The sequence below is a fragment of the Nitratireductor aquimarinus genome (assembly GCF_017255295.1).
In the GTDB taxonomy this organism is placed as follows: Bacteria; Pseudomonadota; Alphaproteobacteria; order Rhizobiales; family Rhizobiaceae; genus Nitratireductor; species Nitratireductor aquimarinus.
This window is the reverse complement of sequence record NZ_JAFKDE010000007.1, coordinates 250170-269259: the sequence shown is the minus strand read 5'-3', so window position 1 is coordinate 269259 and position 19090 is coordinate 250170. Positions and strand designations below refer to the sequence as shown.

The window sequence follows — 19090 nt, the reverse complement described above, 5'->3', positions numbered from 1 at the left end:
TTCCTGTCTTGCCCAGCCGCAGAACACTGACGGTGGCTGGGAAGTCATGTTTTCTGAAGGTTCAATGTTCTCTCTTTCCCATTACCGCGAAGAGTGGTTCGGCAATGTCCGGGCCGATCTCCTTTCCGGGCTGGTCGTCGCTCTGGCGCTCATTCCCGAAGCCATCGCTTTCTCCATCATTGCCGGCGTCGATCCCAAGGTCGGGCTCTACGCCTCCTTCTCCATCGCCGTCATCACCGCCATTGCCGGTGGCCGCCCGGGCATGATCTCGGCCGCCACGGCTGCAACCGCCGTGCTCATGGTCACGCTGGTCAGGGATCATGGCCTGCAATATCTGCTTGCCGCCACAGTTCTGGCCGGCCTTTTGCAGATCGGTGCGGGCCTGCTCAAGCTCGGTTATCTGATGCGCTTCGTGTCGCGTTCGGTCATGACCGGCTTCGTCAACGCGCTGGCCATTCTCATCTTCATGGCGCAGCTGCCCGAGCTGATCGGCGTGCCGAACCTCACCTATGTGATGGTCGCAGCCGGTCTTGCCATCATCTATCTGTTCCCGCGCATCACCAAGGCCGTGCCGTCGCCGCTCATCTGCATCATCGTGCTGACGGCGCTTTCCATCGGCTTCGGTCTCGACGTGCGCACGGTTGGCGACATGGGCGAACTGCCCTCCACGCTGCCGGTCTTCCTGCTGCCGGACATCCCGCTCAATCTGGAAACGCTGCAGATCATCCTGCCCTATTCGGCTGCCGTGGCTGCCGTGGGCCTGCTGGAATCGCTGATGACCGCCTCGCTGGTGGATGAACTCACCGACACGCCAAGCGACAAGAACCAGGAGTGCATCGGTCAGGGCCTTGCCAACACGGCGACCGGCTTCATCGGCGGCATGGCTGGCTGCGCCATGATCGGCCAGTCCATGATCAATGTGAAATCCGGCGGTCGCGGGCGTCTTTCCTGCTTTGCGGCCGGCGTGCTTCTCCTGTTCATGATCGTGATCCTGGGCGACTGGGTGCGCCAGATCCCCATGCCGGCGCTCGTCGCCATCATGATCATGGTGTCCATCGGCACGTTCTCCTGGTCGTCGATCAAGAATTTGCGCGAGCATCCGCTGTCGTCTTCCGTGGTCATGGTCGCCACCGTCGTCTGCGTGGTCTTCACGCACAATCTGGCGATCGGCGTTCTGGTCGGCGTCCTGCTCTCCGGCATCTTCTTTGCCGCCAAGATCGCGCAGATATTCCGTGTCACCTCCACCCTGTCGGAAGACGGACGTCAGCGCACCTATCGGGTTGAGGGCCAGCTCTTCTTCGCTTCGGTGGAAGACTTCAACGCCGCCTTCGATTTCAAGGAAGCGCTGGACAAGGTCGTCATCGATGTCTCTCACGCGCACATCTGGGACATTTCCAGTGTTGGCGCGCTCGACATGATCGTGCTCAAATTCCGCCGTGACGGCGCAGAGGTCGAACTTGTCGGCATGAACCGGGCGAGCGAGACCATCGTTGACAAGCTCGGTATCCACGACAAGCCGGGTGCGCTTGAAAAACTGATGGGGCATTAGGAGGTAGAGATGTCAAAGATCACTGCATTCATCGACGGCTCCATCTATTCGCAGAGCGTGTGCGAACATGCGGCGTGGATCGCCGGACGGCTCGATGCCTCCGTGGAGCTTCTTCACCTGCTGGGCCGGCACGAAACCGGCAGCGCGCCGTCCGATCTGTCGGGCAACATCGCGCTCGGCGCGCGTTCTTCGCTGCTCAAGGAACTCTCAGAGCTTGATGAGCAGCGCGCGCGTCTCGCCATGAAGCGTGGCCGCGCCATCCTCGAAGATGGTGAGGCCGCCGTGCGCGCCGCAGGCGTCGAGGCTGTATCGGGTCGTCTGCGCCATGGCGATGTGGTCGACACGGTCGCCGAGGTTGAGGCCGATTCCGACCTTCTGGTCATCGGCAAGCGCGGTGAGGCGGCGGATTTCGCCAAGCTGCATCTGGGCTCAAATCTCGAGCGTGTCGTTCGCGCAAGTCACAAGCCGGTCTTCGTCGCGGCCCGCGCCTTCAAGCCCATCGAAAAGGTGCTCGTCGCCTATGATGGCGGTGCGAGCAGCATCAAGGCGGTCGACGCCATTTCCCGCTCGCCGCTGTTTGCGGAGCTCACCGTCAAGCTTCTGATGGTCGGAACCGACAACACCGAGGCGCGCAACCGTCTTGCAGAAGCCGAGGCCGTTCTGCGCGGTGCCGGTGTCGCGGTGCAGAGCGAGGTCGTGGCGGGCCAGCCCGAAACCGTCATCTCCGAGCGCGTCGAGAGCGAGAATTTCGGCCTTCTGGTGATGGGAGCCTATGGCCATTCGCGCATCCGCAGCCTGATCATCGGCTCGACCACGACCGAGATGCTGCGCTCCTGCAAAATCCCGGTCATGCTGTTCCGCTAAAGCAAATCCAGGAAAAGCGGGAACCGGTTTCCCGTCCGGAATTGCGTAAGACAGTGAATTAGACCGCTTTGCGTCCATACGGACGCACAAATGCACGGATCAACGAGATGACGGGCGCGGCAGCTCTTTCAGCGCCGCGCCCGTCATGTCATGAATGCCAGAACCTCATTCCAAGGAAAGGGCGCAAGCCATGGCCGAAACCTTCGTCATCGCCCAGGGCGGCGGTCCCACCGCCGTCATCAACCAGACCGTCGTTGGCGCAACGCTGGAAGCCATGAAGCGCTATCCCGGCTGTCGTGTGCTCGGTGCGCTGCACGGCGTGCGCGGCATTCGCGATGGACGCTTTGTCACCCTGTCCGATCTCTCCGAGAGCGAACTTCTGCGCATTGCCGCCACGCCAAGTGCTGCGCTGGGCTCCACCCGCGACAAGCCGAATGCGGCCTATTGCGAAGAGATCATGAAGGGGCTGAAAGCCGTCAGCGCGGACGCCTTCATCAACATTGGCGGCAATGACACGTCCGGCACTCAGGCCATCCTGCGCGATGCATCGGGCGGCGGCATGACCTTCATGCATGCTCCCAAGACCATCGACAATGATCTGATGGAAAACGATCACACGCCGGGCTTCATCTCCGCCGGTGAAATGGTGGCCGGCGCGTTCCTGAGCGTCGATCTGGATTTCCGCGCCCTGCCGGGTGTCTATGTGGGCATCGTCATGGGCCGCCATGCGGGCTTTCTCACGGCTGCCGCAGCCGCCTGGGCGCTGGATGAGGAGAGCGGTCCGCATCTCGTCTATGTGCCCGAGCGCGCCTTCGAGCGCGGTCGTTTCATCGAAGACGTCAAGGCCACGGTCGCCCGCCATGGCCGCTGTGTCGTCGCCATGTCGGAAGGCGTTTCGGACGCCGATGGCCACTCGCTCATCGAAACGCTTGTGCCCGCCGAAATGCAGGAGCGCGATGCGCACGGCAATCTCAAGCTCTCCGGCAGCGATCTCGGTCAGGCCATTGAGCGCATTCTTGCCGAGGATCTCGCCGGCCAGCGCGCCCGTGTCGACACGTTCGGCTATCTGCCTCGCGGCAACATCGCCACGATCAGCGAAACCGATGCGCGCGAAGCTTTCGAGGCCGGTGCATTTGCCGTTGGCTCCGTGGAACAGGGCGATGGCTCTGTCGCGCTGCAGTTCGATGGCGAAAAGACGGTCTGTCGTCTGGTCGATCTCGACGCCGTCGCCGGCAAGACCCGCCACATGCCCGAGAGCTATCTCAAGCCGGATGAGAACCGTCTTTCCGACGAAGGCCTCGCCTATCTGCAGCGCCTCCTGCCGCGCCGCTTCGATCCGGCAAAGCCTTTCGTCTGACGAGAAAAGGCAGGCGGCGCATTTCTGTAGCCGCCTGTCGGTTCGGCAAGGTAGCGAACGTCCTCTGGAGGCACAGACAGAGCTTTCAGGGAGACGAACAATGATCGTTATCGCCGGCCATATGACCGTTTCGCCCGCAGAGCGGCATGCCCATGTCGCCGCCCACGCGGACATGGTCCGCCGTGCCCGCAGCCACCCCGGCTGCGTCGATTTTGCGATCTGCGAAGACGCGCTCGATCCGGGCCGGGTGAACCTGTTCGAATTGTGGGAGAGTGAGGCGGCGCTGGATGCCTGGCGCCGTGTCGCGAACCCGCCTGCAGGCGATGTTCAGCTGTCTGCAATCGAGGTGCAGAAGCATCATGTCAGCCATTCCGGACCTCCATTCTGAGGCCCGGAAGGCTTGGTATGCGTGTTAGCGCTTGCGCACGAATTCCGTGCGAAGAACGAGACCCTTGATGCCTTCGTGGCGGCAGTCGATCTCTTCCTTGTTGTCCGTCAGGCGGATCGTCTTGATCACGGTGCCGCGCTTCAGCGTCTGGCCTGCGCCCTTCACCTTCAGATCCTTGATCAGCGTCACGGAATCGCCGTCCGCCAGCGGGTTTCCTTCCGCGTCGACGACCGCGCCGCGCTGTGCTTCAAGAGCGGCCATTTCCGAGGCCGGCATCCATTCGCCGGTCACGTCGTCATATACATAGTCGTCATTGCTGTCGGTCATATCGTGCCTTCTTCTGCACCGGGCCACGGGCCCGGCGCTTCCTCTAACCGGCGGCAGCGTCGTCGGATCTACTTCCGAACGAACGTGCCGTCCTTCAACTGGTCGAAATACTCCACGCGGACCTCTTTGGCCAGATCGCCGTCCATGCTGAACGTGACGGCCGAGACGGAGCCCGCCATGGCGTTCTCGTTGCGCGGGCGGAAAGTGAACGCATCGCCCGTCCAGTGCTCCAGCGGGAAGGTGCTGGACGTGCCTTCCACCTTCATGACGAGGCCGTCCTTGTCTTCCTCGACAATGAGGTTGCCGAAATAGTCATTGGCGAACGTGCCGGTATAGGCGGCGTGTTCGCGCGCGGGCTTTGCGTCTTCAGGCGCTTTCTGTCCCGCAAGTTCGCCAAACGGCGCCAGCATCGGCGCGAAGGCGATGGGATACATGGCAAGCCAGTCGCGCTGCATCTCGCCATACTGCACCAGATCCATGAAGCTCATGGAGATGCCTTCAGCCAGGCCGATGGGCTGCGCATTGGTCAGGACCACGATGCCGATATCGGCGGAAGGGATCATGATGAAATTGGTTGCCGCACCGAGGGCAAAAGCGCCCGAATGGCTGATCATGACACGCCCTGCCGGCGAAACGCCGACACCAAAACCGTAACCGTAAAAGCTGGCGCGTGCAGCGGGTGTCGCGGGCTTGCCGGAAACCACCTGCGGGCTGAGAGCCGGCAGGAGAGCCTCGGAGTCGACAATGCTGCGACCGTCATATTCGCCATTGCCGAGCACCATGCGCAGCCATTTCGCCATGTCGTTCACGCTGGCGCTCACACCGCCCGCCGGCGACTGCGCATCGGGATCGCGCTGGAAAAGCACCTCCCACGCATCGCCCTCGCGCATGTGGCCATGGGCGCGGTTGTCGCGCGCCAGAAAATCCTTCAGCCGGGAGGAGGTGCTCTCCATGCCGAGCGGCTTGTAGATGGCGTCGTCGCTGAGCGTTGCCCAGTCCTTGCCGGCCACGCCCGCCACGGCCTCTGCCGCAGCCGTCAGGCCGAAATTCGTATAGGCGTATTGCAGGCGGAACGCGCCGACTTTCAGATGCCGGAGCTGTTCCAGGATGACCTGGCGCGGAAAGCCCAGATCTTCGAGATCATCGCCCGCATGGTCGGGCAGGCCCGAGCGGTGCGCATAAAGATCGCCAACGGTCAGGAGCGCCGTGCTGTTGGGATTGGAAAGCTTGAACCAGGGCAGGATGTCGGCCATCGGCGTGTTCCAGTCGACCACGCCTTCGCCCACCTGCTGCGCCACCACGGTCGCGCCAACGGATTTGGACAGCGAGGCAAGCTGGAACGCCGTGTCGGTGTCGACGGCTGCTTCCTCGCCTGCCTTGCGCACGCCATAGCCCTTGGCGAACAGGACCTCGTCCTTGCGCACCACGGCAACCGCGAGACCCGGCACGCCGGTCTCCTTCATGGCGTTCTGGATGAGGGCGTCGAGCGCCTCGACGGCCTTCTCGATCTGGCCATCGGGAATGGCGACGCCCGCAGTCTGTGCGGGTGGCGGCAGATCGTTGGCCAGCGCGGCTGCCGGCGCGGCGGTCAGGGCCAGCGCGGTTGCGGCTGCGAGAATGCGGGACGCCATGGCGAAATCTCCAGTGTGAACGGGTTGGGCCGCCAGTTGTGGCGACAAGTCTTTAACGAAATAAAAACGCCGGCTTAGCACCTGCCTCTAGCTGAACAGATGCCGCTCTTTTTCTACCAGCTCGCTGATGAAGGCTGCCGCCACCTGAATGCGGCGGGTGGGGCGCATGGATTCATGGTAGACGGTCCAGTAGCTGCGGCGGATCGGTCCCGCCCAGTCAATCGGCACAAGATCATCGTGCCTGCGCGCGATGAAAGTGTGCAGAATGCCGATGCCCGCGCCGGCGCGCACCGCTTCCACCTGGCCCATGGCCGATGAAACGGCAAAGTCCGTTCTCCAGTTTTCGGAGACCTCGGCGGCGTAATCCAGTGTCGGGCTGAAAACCAGATCGGGTACATATCCCACCAGCCTGTGGGCGGAGAGATCGGCGGCCTGCTTCGGCAGGTCGTGTGCCTGCGCATAGTCTTTCGAGGCATAGAGACCGAGCGTGTAGTCCACCAGCTTTGCGGCCACCAGCCGGCCTTCCGTCGGGCGGTCCACGGTCACTGCAATGTCGGCCTCGCGGCGCGAAAGCGAGAGCGAACGTGGAACGGGCACGAGCTGCACTGAAAGCCCCGGATGCCGCGCGGTCAGCGCGCCCAGCCGGGGCGCAAGAAAGGCAACGCCAAAACCGTCCGGGGCGCCGATCCGCACGGTGCCGGTCACGTCTTCGCTCTCGCCGGCAATCTCGGCGCGCGCGGCGATCATGTCGGCTTCCATGCGTTCCGCCGTTGCCAGCAATTGCTCGCCCGCCGCCGTCAACTCCGTGCCTGTCGTCAGGCGGTGAAAGAGCTTTGCGCCAATCGCATCCTCCAGCGCCGCCACCCGCCTTGAGACGGTTGCGTGATTGAGGCCGAGCCGCTTGGCCGCGCCCAGTATCTGGCCGGCCCGTGCAACGGCGAGAAACACGCGCACATCGTCCCAGTTCATGCCATTCCTCCCGGTTAGGCGTTTTCTGCACGGTATATCCTATTTCGACTTTAATTTCTGCACAACGGTTGCTGTTTGCATCGCGTTGCCAAACAGCCGTCGAGTGAAGACAATGCCGGCGACTTCATAACCAGGGAGAAGCCTCATGGAGGATTTCGGTCATTTCATCGGCGGCAAGCGCGTCGCCGGCACGAGCGGGCGCAGCCAGGACGTCATGCAGCCCATGGATGGCTCGGTGCGTGGCAAGGTCGCCCTTGCGAGCGCAGCCGAGGTGCGCGCCGCTGTCGAGAATGCGAAGGCGGCACAGCCGGGATGGGCGAACACCAATCCGCAGCGTCGCGTGCGCGTGCTGATGAAGTTCCTCGAACTGGTCCACCGCGAGTATGACGAGCTGGCAGAACTGCTCGCCCGCGAGCATGGCAAGACCATTCCGGACGCCAAGGGCGATATCCAGCGTGGCCTCGAAGTGGTCGAGGTCTGCATCGGCGCGCCGCATATGATGAAGGGCGAATACACCGAAGGCGCAGGCCCCGGCATCGACGTCTATTCCATGCGTCAGCCGCTTGGTGTCGTCGCCGGCATCACGCCGTTCAACTTCCCGGCCATGATCCCGCTCTGGAAGATTGCTCCGGCCATCGCCTGCGGCAATGCCTTCATCCTGAAGCCCTCCGAGCGCGATCCCGGTGTGCCGATGCGCATTGCGGAGCTCTTCCTTGAGGCCGGTCTGCCCGAAGGCATCCTCAATGTCGTCAACGGCGACAAGGAAGCCGTCGATGCGATCCTCGACGATCCGGACATCAAGGCCGTCGGCTTTGTCGGCTCCACGCCCATCGCCCAGTACATCTATGGCCGCGCCACCGCCAACGGCAAGCGCGCCCAGTGCTTTGGCGGCGCGAAGAACCATCTCATCATCATGCCCGATGCCGACATGGACCAGACGGTCGACGCGCTGATCGGCGCTGGCTATGGTTCCGCCGGTGAGCGCTGCATGGCCGTTTCCGTCGCTGTTCCGGTGGGCCAGGAAACCGCCGACCGGCTGATCGAGAAGCTCATTCCGCGCGTCGAAAGCCTGAAGGTCGGTCCGTCGACAGACGCTGCCGCAGACTTCGGTCCGCTCGTCACCCAGCAGGCGCTGGAGCGCGTGAAGGGCTATGTTGATCTCGGCGTCGAGGAAGGTGCGAAGCTCGTCGTCGACGGCCGCGACTTCAAGATGCAGGGCTATGAAAACGGCTACTATATGGGCGGCTGCCTCTTCGACAATGTCACGAAGGACATGCGCATCTACAAGGAAGAGATCTTCGGTCCCGTCCTCTCCGTGGTGCGCGCCAATACTTATGAAGAAGCGCTCGCACTGCCCAACGATCACGAATACGGCAATGGTGTTTCCATCTTCACCCGCGACGGTGATGCCGCCCGTGACTTCGCCGCGCGCGTCAATGTCGGCATGGTGGGTGTGAATGTCCCCATTCCGGTGCCGATTGCGTATTATACTTTCGGAGGATGGAAGGCCTCTGCATTCGGCGATTTGAACCAGCACGGACCGGATGCATTCCGCTTCTACACGAAGACGAAAACGGTCACCTCGCGTTGGCCCTCTGGCGTCAAAGAAGGCGCAGAATTCGTCATTCCGACGATGAATTAGCCCGTTTTTCGCGTTTATCGCTCAATTTTGAGGACACCCGCATCGGTTCCCGGTGCGGGTGTTTTTGCATTTTGAAACAGACGATTTTATCCGGTCATTTTTGTCTCAAACTTGCAATAATGATGCGCGGTAACGGTAAATGCCGGGACGATCCGCCGATTTTTTCAAAATCGCGCCGTTCAATGCGATGACATTGCATTGGTCCAGTGCTAGCTTCCCGCGTCAAGAAGAGCTGGAAAAACCGGCCTCGGTCTGAAACCGGTCGTGGGAACTTTGACATTGCAATCGAATGTCGTTCCACTACGACTACCTAAGGGGAAACAATAAGAAATGCGCTTTACTGGCGACATTTCAGGGGAGTTGCATATCTCATGGAGTATTTTGTCCAGCAGCTTATTAACGGGCTGACGCTGGGTTCCATCTATGGGCTGATCGCCATTGGCTACACCATGGTCTATGGCATCATCGGAATGATCAATTTCGCACATGGCGACGTCTTCATGATCGGCGCGTTCATCGCTCTGGCGATGTTCCTGATCCTGACGACCGTGTTCGGCTTCGTGTTCCTGCCCGTGGTGTTGCTCATTGTGCTGATCGTGGCGATGATCTTCACATCCGCCTGGGGGTGGACGGTTGAACGTCTTGCCTATCGGCCTCTGCGCGGCTCGTTCCGCCTGGCGCCGTTGATCACGGCAATCGGCATGTCGATCGTGCTGCAGAATTTCGTTCAGATCACGCAGGGCGCGCGCGTCAAGCCGCTTCCGCCGCAGATCCAGGGCGGCATTACGCTGATGGAGGGAGGGGCGAACAGCATTTCCGTGCAGCTCTCCTACATGCAGATCATCATCATTCTGACGACCATTGTGCTGATGGCGGGCTTCACGCTTCTCATCACCCGCACCTCGCTTGGCCGCGCGCAGCGCGCCTGCGAGCAGGACCGCAAGATGGCCGCGCTGCTTGGCATCAATGTCGACCGCACCATTTCGCTGACCTTCGTGATGGGCGCGGCGCTGGCCGCCGTGGCCGGCCTGATGTTCCTTCTCCTCTACGGCGTGATCGATTTCTACATCGGCTTCCTCGCCGGGGTTAAGGCCTTCACCGCAGCCGTTCTGGGCGGCATCGGCTCGCTGCCGGGCGCCATGCTGGGCGGTCTTCTGATCGGCCTCATCGAGGTGTTCTGGTCCGGTTACTTCTCGGTCGAGTACAAGGACGTCGCGGCGTTCTCGATCCTCGCAATCGTGCTGATCTTCCTGCCCTCCGGTCTTCTCGGCCAGCCAGAAGTGGAGAAGGTCTGATGGCGATGAACGGTTCCAACAAGGCGGTCGGCACGCAGCCGGCCGACCCGAATTCCTTCGCGGCCTCGGTCAAGGATGCGGCCACCGCCGGCTTCCTGGTCGCGGTGCTCGGGTTCTTCTTCATCGGCGTGCGCACCGACATCGCGCCCGGTGGTCTTGATCTCAAGATGCGCTGGGGCGCGTGGATCGTCTCGATCCTCGTCGTCTTCGCCGGTCGGCTTCTGCTCAATCTGTTCGTCTTCAAGACCAACAGCCCGATCACGCAGAAATTCGCTTCCAGCATGCCCGGCAATGGCCGCTTCGCCGGCGCCGGCAAATGGATGATGCGGGCGCTTTTCGCTTTCGCGCTGATCCTGCCCTTCTTCTTCATCACCTTCTTCCCCAACAAGGACCGTCAGTTCATCGATCTGGCGATCCTGATCATGACCTACATCATGCTCGGCTGGGGGCTGAACATCGTGGTGGGACTGGCGGGTCTGCTCGACCTCGGCTATGTCGCGTTCTATGCGGTTGGCGCATATTCCTTCGCGCTGCTCGCACAGTATCTCGACATCGGCTTCTGGTTCGCGCTGCCGCTTGCCGGCATTCTCGCCGCCTGCTGGGGCATCGTGCTCGGCTTCCCCGTGCTCAGGCTCAGGGGCGACTATCTGGCCATCGTCACGCTGGCCTTCGGTGAGATCATCCGCGTGGTGCTGTTGAACTGGTACGAGTTCACCAATGGACCGGATGGCATTTCGGGCATTCCGAAACCCACCTTCTTCGGTCTGGAACTGAAGCGGGGCGAGGGCGGCTTTGCCGACTTCTTCGGCATCGCCTACGATCCGATCCAGCGCTTCATCTTCCTCTACTACATCATCTTCGTTCTCGCGCTGATCACCAATTTCGTGACCATGCGTCTGCGCAGGCTGCCCATCGGGCGCGCCTGGGAGGCGCTGCGTGAAGATGAAATCGCCTGCCGTTCGCTGGGCATCAACACCCGCAACACGAAGCTGACAGCTTTCTCCATCGGCGCCATGTTCGGTGGCTTCGCCGGGTCCTTCTTCGCAACGCGACAGGGCTTCATTTCGCCGGAGAGCTTCACCTTCCTGGAATCGGCGATCATCCTCGCCATCGTGGTTCTGGGCGGTCTCGGCTCGCAGATCGGCGTTGTCATCGCCTCCATCGTCATGATTGGCGGCATCGAACTGCTGCGCAATCTCGGGTTCCTCCAGCAGATCTTCGGTTCGGGTTTCGACCCGGTTCAGTATCGTATGCTGATCTTCGGTCTCGCCATGGTTCTCATCATGGTGTGGAAGCCGCGTGGTCTCATATCGACCCGCGAACCGTCCGTGGCTCTGAAGGAAAAGAAACGCATTGGCGCCGATATGGTGGCTCAGGGTGAGGGACACTGATGGACGCGGCGACGAACATGAACAACAACGCTCAGGCGACGCCCAACTGGGACAAGGACCCGGTGCTCAGCGTCGAACATCTAACCATGCGCTTCGGCGGCCTCGTGGCCGTCGGAGACCTCTCCTTCAATGTCGGCCGGGGTGATATCACTGCCCTGATCGGCCCGAACGGAGCGGGCAAGACCACGGTCTTCAACTGCGTGACCGGCTTCTACAAGCCGACGGAAGGGCGCATCGTCATGCGTCACGGTCCGGGTCGCCAGCAGGAAGACGTGGATGCGTTGACCGATAGCGGCCAGCGCTGGAAGACCACCGGCAACGGCGCGGTCTACCTTCTGGAGCGCATGCCCGATCACGAGATCTCGCACAAGGCCAAGGTGGCGCGCACCTTCCAGAACATCCGCCTGTTCGGCGGCATGACCGTTCTGGAAAACCTGCTCGTTGCCCAGCACAATCCGCTGATGGTTGCGTCCGGTTTCTCGATCGGCGGCATTCTGGGGCTGCCCGGCTACAAGCACGCGCAGCAGGAGGCCATCGACAAGGCGGTCTACTGGCTGGAGCACACGAACCTCGTGGATCGTGCAGACGATCCGGCGGCTGATCTTCCCTATGGCGCGCAGCGCCGTCTGGAAATCGCCCGCGCCATGTGCACGAGGCCGCAGCTCCTGTGTCTCGATGAGCCGGCAGCCGGCCTCAACCCGCGTGAATCGGCAGAACTCAACGAACTGCTGAAATACATTCGCGACGAGCACAAAGTGTCGGTTCTCCTGATCGAGCATGACATGGGCGTGGTGATGGAAATCTCCGACCATGTCATCGTGCTGGATTACGGTGTGAAGATCTCCGATGGCCCGGCCGAGTTCGTGAAGAACGATCCGAAGGTCATTGCCGCCTATCTGGGCGTCGATGACGAGGACGAGATCGACATGCCGGAGGTGCGTGAGGATATCGCCAGGGTCTCGAAGGACGAGCAGGCGGGCGATGCAGCCGCGCCTGCAGCCAAAAAGAAGGCGGCGGCGAAGAAGGCGACCTCAAAGGCTGGATCGACAAAGAAAGCCTCTGCCGCAGGCGCTTCCGGCGCAAAGGCGGCCACGGCCAAGTCTTCACCCAAGGCTTCCGCTGCGGCCAAGCCTGCGGCAGCGAAAAGCAAGGCTGCGAAGCCGGCTCCTGCTGCCAGTGAGGTGAAGATCGCCAATGCCGGAGACTACCCCGGCAGCCAGCCGCACGGTCTCAGGAAGGCGCGCGAGGGCGGGGCCAACAACCTCACCCGCGTGAAGGGCATCGGACCGGCCAGCGAGAAGAAGCTGAACGCGCTCGGGGTCTGGCACTTCGACCAGATCGCGGCGTGGAAGAAAGCCGAGGTGCAGTGGGTCGGTTCCTATCTTGCCTTCCCCGGTCGCATCGAACGGGAGGAGTGGGTCAAGCAGGCCAGGGTTCTCGCCAAGGGTGGCGAAACCGAATTCTCCAAACGCGTTGACAAGGGCGCTGTGCCCTCCAGCGTGCCCGGCAAGCGCGGCGCCAAACCGGCCAGCAAGAAGACCACCGGCAAGGGAGGCAAGGCATGAGCGAGCAGAAGAACCCCTTGCTCTCGGTGCGTGGCGTCGAGACCTATTACGGCAACATCGTCGCGCTGCGTGGCGTCGACATGGATGTGCATCGCGGTGAGATCGTCACGATGATCGGAGCCAATGGCGCTGGCAAGTCGACGCTGATGATGACCATCTGCGGCGACCCGCGCGCCCGCAACGGCCAGATCGTCTATGATGGCGTCGACATCACCCAGATGCCGACGCACGAGATCGTCAGCCTCGGCATCGCGCAATCGCCGGAAGGGCGTCGGATCTTTCCGCGTATGACGGTGATGGAAAACCTGCAGATGGGGGCCGCACTCGTCGATCCCGAATTCTTCGACGAGGATCTCGCCAAGGTCTTCAAGCTGTTTCCGCGTTTGAAGGAGCGTATCAGCCAGCGTGGCGGCACGCTCTCGGGTGGTGAGCAGCAGATGCTTGCCATTGCCCGCGCGCTGATGAGCCGGCCGAAGCTTCTGCTGCTGGACGAGCCGTCGCTTGGCCTTGCGCCGTTGATCGTGAAGCAGATCTTCGACGCCATTCGCGAGCTGAACGAAAAGGAAGGGCTTACGGTCTTCCTGGTCGAGCAGAACGCGTTCCACGCGCTGAAGCTCGCCCATCGCGGCTATGTCATGGTCAACGGCAATGTGACCATGAGCGGCACGGGCGCAGAACTTCTCAAGAAGGAAGAAGTCCGCGCTGCTTATCTGGAAGGCGGGAGGCACTGATGGAACACGCAAACGGACTGATCTGGGAAGTCTCTTTCTGGGAGTTCTTCTTTGTCACGGTTCTTCTGGCAGGGAGTGCCGCCTATCTGACGGGACGCGCCATGGCGCGCACCTGGCAGGCCGATGCGCATCTGGCGTTTTACATCGTGCTTTTGACGGCAGCCACGCGCTTCATCCATTTCGCTCTGTTCAGCGGCACGCTTCTGTCGCTGCACTATTACATCGTCGATCTGATCGTTCTGCTGATCATCGCCTTCGTCGGCAAGCGCATCACCCGCGCTGGCCAGATGGCGACACAGTATAGTTTTCAGTATCGGCGTAGTGGACCGCTCGGCTGGGAACGTTCCGGCTGACGGATTCATGGTTAAGCGGCATGAAGCCTTTATTTCTCTTTGGAATTGGGTTTTCATGCCGTTTAAGCGGGCACAATGGTCCGCATAGGCAAAACCGGGAAGCCAAACACCATTTCCGGAAAGCCAAGGGAACTTCTGGTGTTTTAAAGGGAGAAGTCATGAAAAAGGCACTTATGGCTGGCGCAGCACTCAGCCTGATGATGACGGGTTCCGCATGGGCGGACATCACCATCGCCGTTGCAGGCCCGATGACGGGCCAGTACGCCTCCTTCGGTGAGCAGATGAAGGCTGGCGCTGAGCAGGCCGTGGCCGACATCAATGAGGCCGGTGGCGTCAATGGCGAAATGCTGAAGCTGGAAGTGGGCGATGACGCCTGCGATCCCAAGCAGGCTGTCGCGGTCGCCAACCAGTTCGCCGGTTCCGGCGTATCCTTCGTGGCCGGCCACTTCTGCTCGGGTTCCTCGATCCCGGCTTCGTCGGTCTATGCCGAGGAAGGCATCATTCAGATTTCGCCGGCCTCCACCAACCCGGCCTTCACCGACAACCGTCCGGGTCCGGGCGTCTACCGCGTTTGCGGCCGCGATGACCAGCAGGGCGATGTTGCCGGCAAGTTCCTCGTAGAGAACTTCGGCGACAAGAAGGTAGCCTTCGTCCACGACAAGACCGCTTACGGCAAGGGTCTCGCAGACGCCACCATGGCGGCCTACGAGGCAGCAGGCGGCAAGCCGGCTCTGTACGAAGCCTACACCGCCGGTGAAAAGGACTACACGGCGCTCGTCTCCAAGCTGAAGCAGGAAGGCGTTGGCGTTCTCTATGTGGGCGGCTACCACACCGAAGCCGGCCTCATGGCCCGCCAGATGCGCGAGCAGGGCATGGACACGGTTCTCGTTTCCGGTGACGCGCTCGTCACCGACGAGTACTGGGCCATCACCGGCGATGCCGGCGAGGGCACGCTGATGACCTTCTCGCCCGATCCGCGCAAGAACGAGATCGCCAAGCCGGTCGTTGACAAGCTGCTTGCCGCCGGCAAGACGGCTGAAGGCTACGCGCTCTACACCTATGCCGCGATCCAGGCATGGAAGGCAGCCGTAGAGGCAGCCGGTTCCACCGATTACGATCCGGTTGTGGCCGCACTCAACGAAGGCGACTTCGCCACCGTTCTGGGTGACCTGTCCTTCGACGACAAGGGCGATGTCACGCTGCCGGGTTACGTCTTCTACGAGTGGAAGGGCGGCAAGTACGATTACCTCGAGCAGTAAGCTTCTGGCTTGACGAGAGGTTTGAGCGGTCCGGCAGCAATGCCGGGCCGTTTTTCGTTTCAGGGGCGATGAGACAAGCCCGCAGCTGGCCGGGATCGGACGCGCCATATGGTGCTTTCGCACCTGCACAGCTCTCCCAGCGTCAAGAAAGTTTGCACTGCAGCATTGTCCACGCTAATCATACCGCGTCTTTTTGGCGCGGGAGGGGAGGCTCGCGTCAGGCAATCCCGCACTCCCTCTCCCCACCCTGGAGCCGTTGCCAGTGCAGATTAAGAAGATCCTCGTCGCAAACCGTTCTGAAATCGCCATCCGCGTCTTTCGCGCAGCCAATGAACTCGACATCCGAACGGTGGCCATCTGGGCCGAAGAGGACAAATATTCACTGCACCGGTTCAAGGCGGATGAATCCTATCAGGTCGGGCGCGGCCCGCATCTGGAGCGTGATCTCGGCCCCATCGAGAGCTATCTTTCCATCGATGAGGTGATCCGCGTCGCCAAACTGTCCGGCGCGGACGCCATCCACCCGGGCTACGGCCTTCTGTCGGAAAGTCCCGAATTCGCCGATGCCTGTGCGGAAAACGGCATCACTTTCATCGGCCCGAAGCCCGAGACCATGCGCCGCCTGGGCAACAAGGTCGCCGCGCGCAATCTGGCCATCGAGGTCGGTGTGCCGGTTGTGCCGGCCACCGAGCCCCTGCCGGATGACATGGCCAAAGTCGCCGAGATGGCTGAAGAGGTCGGCTTCCCGGTCATGCTCAAGGCATCCTGGGGCGGTGGCGGGCGCGGCATGCGCGTCATCCGCAGCCGCGACGATCTCGAAAACGAGGTCACCGAGGCAAAGCGCGAGGCCCGCGCCGCCTTCGGCAAGGACGAGGTCTATCTCGAAAAGCTGGTCGAGCGCGCCCGCCATGTGGAAGTGCAGGTTCTGGGCGACACCCACGGCAACGCCGTGCACCTGTTCGAGCGTGACTGCTCCATTCAGCGCCGCAACCAGAAGGTCGTCGAGCGCGCTCCCGCTCCCTATCTGAACGATGAGAAGCGCGCCGAGCTGTGCGGTTACGCGCTGAAGATCGCCGAGGCGACCGACTATATCGGCGCGGGCACCGTCGAGTTCCTCATGGATGCCGACACCGGCGCGTTCTACTTCATTGAGGTCAATCCGCGCATTCAGGTCGAGCACACGGTCACCGAGGAGGTGACCGGCGTCGATATCGTCAAGGCGCAGATCCACATCCTCGAAGGCAAGAAGATCGGCGACAAGGCGTCGGGTGTGCCGGCACAGGCTGATATCCGCCTCAATGGCGACGCCCTGCAGTGCCGCATCACCACCGAAGACCCGGAGCAGAACTTCATTCCCGATTACGGCCGCATCACCGCCTATCGCGGCGCGACCGGCTTCGGCATCCGGCTCGATGGCGGCACCGCTTATTCGGGCGCGGTCATCACCCGGTTCTACGATCCGCTTCTTGAAAAGGTCACTGCCTGGGCCCCGACGCCGGAAGAAGCGATTGCGCGCATGGACCGCGCGTTACGTGAGTTCCGCATCCGTGGCGTGGCCACGAACCTCACCTTCCTTGAAGCGATCATCAGCCACCCGAAATTCCGCGACGCTTCCTACACGACCCGCTTCATCGACGAGACGCCCGAGCTCTTCACCCAGATGAAGCGGCAGGACCGCGCGACAAAGCTCCTGAACTATCTGGCCGATGTCACCGTCAACGGTCACCCCGAGGCGCGGGGCCGCGCATTGCCCAATGCAGAGGCTGCGGCGCCCAGCGTCCCCTATGTCGACCAGCCCGTGCCGGACGGCTCCAGGCAGGCATTCGACCGGCTGGGGCCGGATGGCTTTGCAAAGTGGATGCGCGAACAGGAGCGGGTGCTTGTCACCGACACCACCATGCGCGATGCGCACCAGTCTCTGCTCGCCACACGCATGCGCACCTTCGACATGGCGCGGATCGCAGGCGTCTATGCGCGTGCGCTGCCCGAGCTTCTGTCGCTGGAGTGCTGGGGCGGGGCGACTTTCGATGTCTCCATGCGCTTCCTGACGGAAGACCCGTGGGAGCGCCTGTCGCGCATCCGCGAGGGCGCGCCGAACCTGCTCTTACAGATGCTCCTGCGCGGGGCGAACGGTGTTGGCTACACCAACTATCCCGACAATGTGGTGCAGCATTTCGTCAAACAGGCGGCGGAAGGCGGCATCGATCTCTTCCGCGTGTTCGACTGCCTCAACTGGGTCGAAAACATGCGCGTGGCGATGGATGCCGTGCGTTCCGAAGGCAAGCTGTGTGAGGCCACGATCTGCTATACGGGCGATCTCCTTGATCCCGACCGCGCCAAGTATGACCTCAAATATTACGTGGGTCTTGCAGGCGAGCTTGAGGCTGCCGGCGCGAACATCATCGCCATCAAGGACATGGCCGGCCTCCTGAAGCCAGGCGCGGCGCGCGTTCTGTTCAAGGCGCTGCGCGAGGCGACGGATCTGCCGCTGCACTTCCACACGCATGACACGTCGGGCATTTCCGCCGCCACCGTCCTTGCCGCGGTGGAAAGCGGCGTTGATGCCGTCGATGCGGCCATGGACGCCTTGTCCGGCAACACCTCGCAGCCCTGCCTTGGCTCCATCGTCGAGGCGCTCAAGGGCGACGCCCGCGACACCGGGCTCGACCGCGAATGGGTGCGCCGCATCTCCTTCTACTGGGAGGCCGTGCGCAACCAGTACGCCGCCTTTGAGAGCGATCTCAAGGGGCCGGCTTCCGAGGTCTATCTGCACGAAATGCCGGGTGGCCAGTTCACCAATCTGAAGGAGCAGGCCCGGTCGCTCGGCCTTGAGACCCGCTGGCACGAAGTCGCCCGCGCCTATCACGACGTCAACATGATGTTCGGTGACATCGTGAAGGTGACGCCATCTTCCAAGGTGGTGGGCGACATGGCGCTGATGATGGTTTCGCAGGATCTGACGGTCGCTGATGTCCAGAGCCCGGACAAGGATATCGCCTTCCCGGATTCGGTCGTCTCCATGCTGCATGGCGATCTCGGTCAGCCGCCGGCGGGCTGGCCCCGGGCGTTGCAGAAAAAGGTGCTGAAGAACAGCGAGCCGATCACCGTTCGTCCGGGCTCTCTGCTGGAGCCGGCCGATCTGGAGCAGGATCGCAGGGCGCTCGAAGAGAAGCTCGGCCGCGAGGTCAGCGAGTTCGAATTCTCTTCCTGGCTCATGTATCCGAAGGTCTTCACGGACTTCGCCTCCGCATCGGAAAACTACGGTCCGGTAAGCGTCCTGCCCACGCCGGTCTATTTCTACGGCATGCAGCCGGAGGACGAGATCTTCGTCGATATCGAGCGCGGCAAAACGCTGGTCATCCGCTGTCTTGCGGTGGGCGACGTGGACGAGAAGGGCATGGTCACAGTGTTCTTCGAACTCAACGGCCAGCCACGCCGCGTCAAGGTGCCGGACCGTGCGCATGGCGCATCCGCTGCCGCCGCCCGGCGCAAGGCCGAGGCCGGAAACGAGGCGCATATGGGCGCTCCCATGCCGGGTGTGGTTTCCACGCTGGCGGTCAGCCCCGGCCAGACCGTGAAGTCCGGCGATGTGATCCTGTCCATCGAGGCCATGAAGATGGAGACGGCCCTGCACGCCGAACGCGATGGCACGATTGCCGAAGTCCTGGTCAAGGCGGGCGACCAGATCGACGCGAAGGATCTTCTCGTCGTGTTTGGCGATGGCGACTGAGCCAATGGATTGCCCGGGTCTCAGGATTGATGGGCCTGA

The 19090-nt window shown here is 62.1% G+C and carries 15 protein-coding genes; 12 read left to right on the top strand and 3 right to left on the bottom strand.

Annotation, left to right across the window (positions count from 1 at the left end):
- Positions 1–64: 64 nt before the first annotated feature.
- The 4 genes from JYP46_RS14050 to JYP46_RS14035 all read left to right on the top strand — a co-directional run bounded on the left by JYP46_RS14050 (position 65) and on the right by JYP46_RS14035 (position 4158).
- Positions 65–1549, top strand: a complete 1485-nt coding sequence (locus JYP46_RS14050; protein ID WP_206546088.1) for a SulP family inorganic anion transporter — start codon at positions 65–67, stop codon at positions 1547–1549.
- A 9-nt stretch (positions 1550–1558) separates the two neighbouring features.
- The gene (locus JYP46_RS14045; RefSeq protein ID WP_206548428.1) at positions 1559–2413 is read left to right on the top strand and encodes a universal stress protein; all 855 of its coding nucleotides are present in this window, start codon (positions 1559–1561) and stop codon (positions 2411–2413) included.
- Between the two features lie 190 nt (positions 2414–2603).
- Positions 2604–3770 (top strand): diphosphate--fructose-6-phosphate 1-phosphotransferase, encoded by a 1167-nt coding sequence (locus JYP46_RS14040; protein ID WP_206548427.1) that lies wholly within the window; start codon positions 2604–2606, stop codon positions 3768–3770.
- Positions 3771–3870: 100 nt separating this feature from the next.
- The gene (locus JYP46_RS14035; RefSeq protein WP_206548426.1) at positions 3871–4158 is read left to right on the top strand and encodes a putative quinol monooxygenase; all 288 of its coding nucleotides are present in this window, start codon (positions 3871–3873) and stop codon (positions 4156–4158) included.
- Between the two features lie 24 nt (positions 4159–4182).
- On the opposite strand, the gene JYP46_RS14030 is transcribed toward JYP46_RS14035, so the two are convergent.
- From JYP46_RS14030 to JYP46_RS14020, 3 genes are all read right to left on the bottom strand, one after another.
- Positions 4183–4485, bottom strand: a complete 303-nt coding sequence (locus JYP46_RS14030; protein ID WP_113153315.1) for an alkylphosphonate utilization protein — start codon at positions 4483–4485, stop codon at positions 4183–4185.
- Positions 4486–4553: 68 nt separating this feature from the next.
- A complete protein-coding gene (locus tag JYP46_RS14025) occupies positions 4554–6116 on the bottom strand; it encodes a serine hydrolase (RefSeq protein ID WP_206548425.1) in 1563 nt (520 codons plus the stop codon).
- Positions 6117–6203: 87 nt separating this feature from the next.
- Entirely contained in the window at positions 6204–7085 is an 882-nt protein-coding gene (locus JYP46_RS14020; RefSeq protein WP_113153313.1) for a LysR family transcriptional regulator, read from the bottom strand.
- 145 nt (positions 7086–7230) lie between these two features.
- On the opposite strand from JYP46_RS14020, the gene JYP46_RS14015 reads away from it, so the two are divergent.
- From JYP46_RS14015 to pyc, 8 genes are all read left to right on the top strand, one after another.
- Positions 7231–8727, top strand: coding sequence for a CoA-acylating methylmalonate-semialdehyde dehydrogenase (locus JYP46_RS14015; RefSeq protein ID WP_113153312.1), 1497 nt, complete (start codon positions 7231–7233; stop codon positions 8725–8727).
- Between the two features lie 371 nt (positions 8728–9098).
- Positions 9099–10022, top strand: coding sequence for an ABC transporter permease subunit (locus JYP46_RS14010; protein WP_113153311.1), 924 nt, complete (start codon positions 9099–9101; stop codon positions 10020–10022).
- A complete protein-coding gene (gene livM, locus JYP46_RS14005; RefSeq protein ID WP_113153310.1) occupies positions 10022–11413 on the top strand; it encodes a high-affinity branched-chain amino acid ABC transporter permease LivM in 1392 nt (463 codons plus the stop codon). The genes JYP46_RS14010 and livM overlap by 1 nt, the downstream gene beginning before the upstream one ends.
- The gene (locus tag JYP46_RS14000) at positions 11413–12978 is read left to right on the top strand and encodes an ATP-binding cassette domain-containing protein (protein ID WP_206548424.1); all 1566 of its coding nucleotides are present in this window, start codon (positions 11413–11415) and stop codon (positions 12976–12978) included. The genes livM and JYP46_RS14000 overlap by 1 nt, the downstream gene beginning before the upstream one ends.
- The gene (locus tag JYP46_RS13995; protein ID WP_113153308.1) at positions 12975–13709 is read left to right on the top strand and encodes an ABC transporter ATP-binding protein; all 735 of its coding nucleotides are present in this window, start codon (positions 12975–12977) and stop codon (positions 13707–13709) included. The genes JYP46_RS14000 and JYP46_RS13995 overlap by 4 nt, the downstream gene beginning before the upstream one ends.
- Positions 13709–14062, top strand: coding sequence for a DUF6867 family protein (locus JYP46_RS13990; RefSeq protein WP_206546094.1), 354 nt, complete (start codon positions 13709–13711; stop codon positions 14060–14062). Before JYP46_RS13995 ends, JYP46_RS13990 begins: the two co-directional genes overlap by 1 nt.
- A 158-nt stretch (positions 14063–14220) precedes the next feature.
- A complete protein-coding gene (locus JYP46_RS13985) occupies positions 14221–15321 on the top strand; it encodes a branched-chain amino acid ABC transporter substrate-binding protein (RefSeq protein ID WP_113153306.1) in 1101 nt (366 codons plus the stop codon).
- 262 nt (positions 15322–15583) lie between these two features.
- Positions 15584–19051 carry a pyruvate carboxylase gene (gene pyc / locus JYP46_RS13980; RefSeq protein WP_206548423.1) on the top strand — a complete coding sequence of 1156 codons (3468 nt, stop codon included), beginning with the start codon at positions 15584–15586 and terminating at the stop codon, positions 19049–19051.
- Positions 19052–19090 lie beyond the last annotated feature (39 nt).

Coding starts and splice junctions, on each gene's coding strand:
- JYP46_RS14050 (WP_206546088.1), top strand. CDS start 65: ATGTTCTCTCTTTCCCATTACCGCGAAGAGTGGTTCGGCAATGTCCGG.
- JYP46_RS14045 (WP_206548428.1), top strand. CDS start 1,559: ATGTCAAAGATCACTGCATTCATCGACGGCTCCATCTATTCGCAGAGC.
- JYP46_RS14040 (WP_206548427.1), top strand. CDS start 2,604: ATGGCCGAAACCTTCGTCATCGCCCAGGGCGGCGGTCCCACCGCCGTC.
- JYP46_RS14035 (WP_206548426.1), top strand. CDS start 3,871: ATGATCGTTATCGCCGGCCATATGACCGTTTCGCCCGCAGAGCGGCAT.
- JYP46_RS14030 (WP_113153315.1), bottom strand. CDS start 4,485: ATGACCGACAGCAATGACGACTATGTATATGACGACGTGACCGGCGAA.
- JYP46_RS14025 (WP_206548425.1), bottom strand. CDS start 6,116: ATGGCGTCCCGCATTCTCGCAGCCGCAACCGCGCTGGCCCTGACCGCC.
- JYP46_RS14020 (WP_113153313.1), bottom strand. CDS start 7,085: ATGAACTGGGACGATGTGCGCGTGTTTCTCGCCGTTGCACGGGCCGGC.
- JYP46_RS14015 (WP_113153312.1), top strand. CDS start 7,231: ATGGAGGATTTCGGTCATTTCATCGGCGGCAAGCGCGTCGCCGGCACG.
- JYP46_RS14010 (WP_113153311.1), top strand. CDS start 9,099: ATGGAGTATTTTGTCCAGCAGCTTATTAACGGGCTGACGCTGGGTTCC.
- livM (WP_113153310.1), top strand. CDS start 10,022: ATGGCGATGAACGGTTCCAACAAGGCGGTCGGCACGCAGCCGGCCGAC.
- JYP46_RS14000 (WP_206548424.1), top strand. CDS start 11,413: ATGGACGCGGCGACGAACATGAACAACAACGCTCAGGCGACGCCCAAC.
- JYP46_RS13995 (WP_113153308.1), top strand. CDS start 12,975: ATGAGCGAGCAGAAGAACCCCTTGCTCTCGGTGCGTGGCGTCGAGACC.
- JYP46_RS13990 (WP_206546094.1), top strand. CDS start 13,709: ATGGAACACGCAAACGGACTGATCTGGGAAGTCTCTTTCTGGGAGTTC.
- JYP46_RS13985 (WP_113153306.1), top strand. CDS start 14,221: ATGAAAAAGGCACTTATGGCTGGCGCAGCACTCAGCCTGATGATGACG.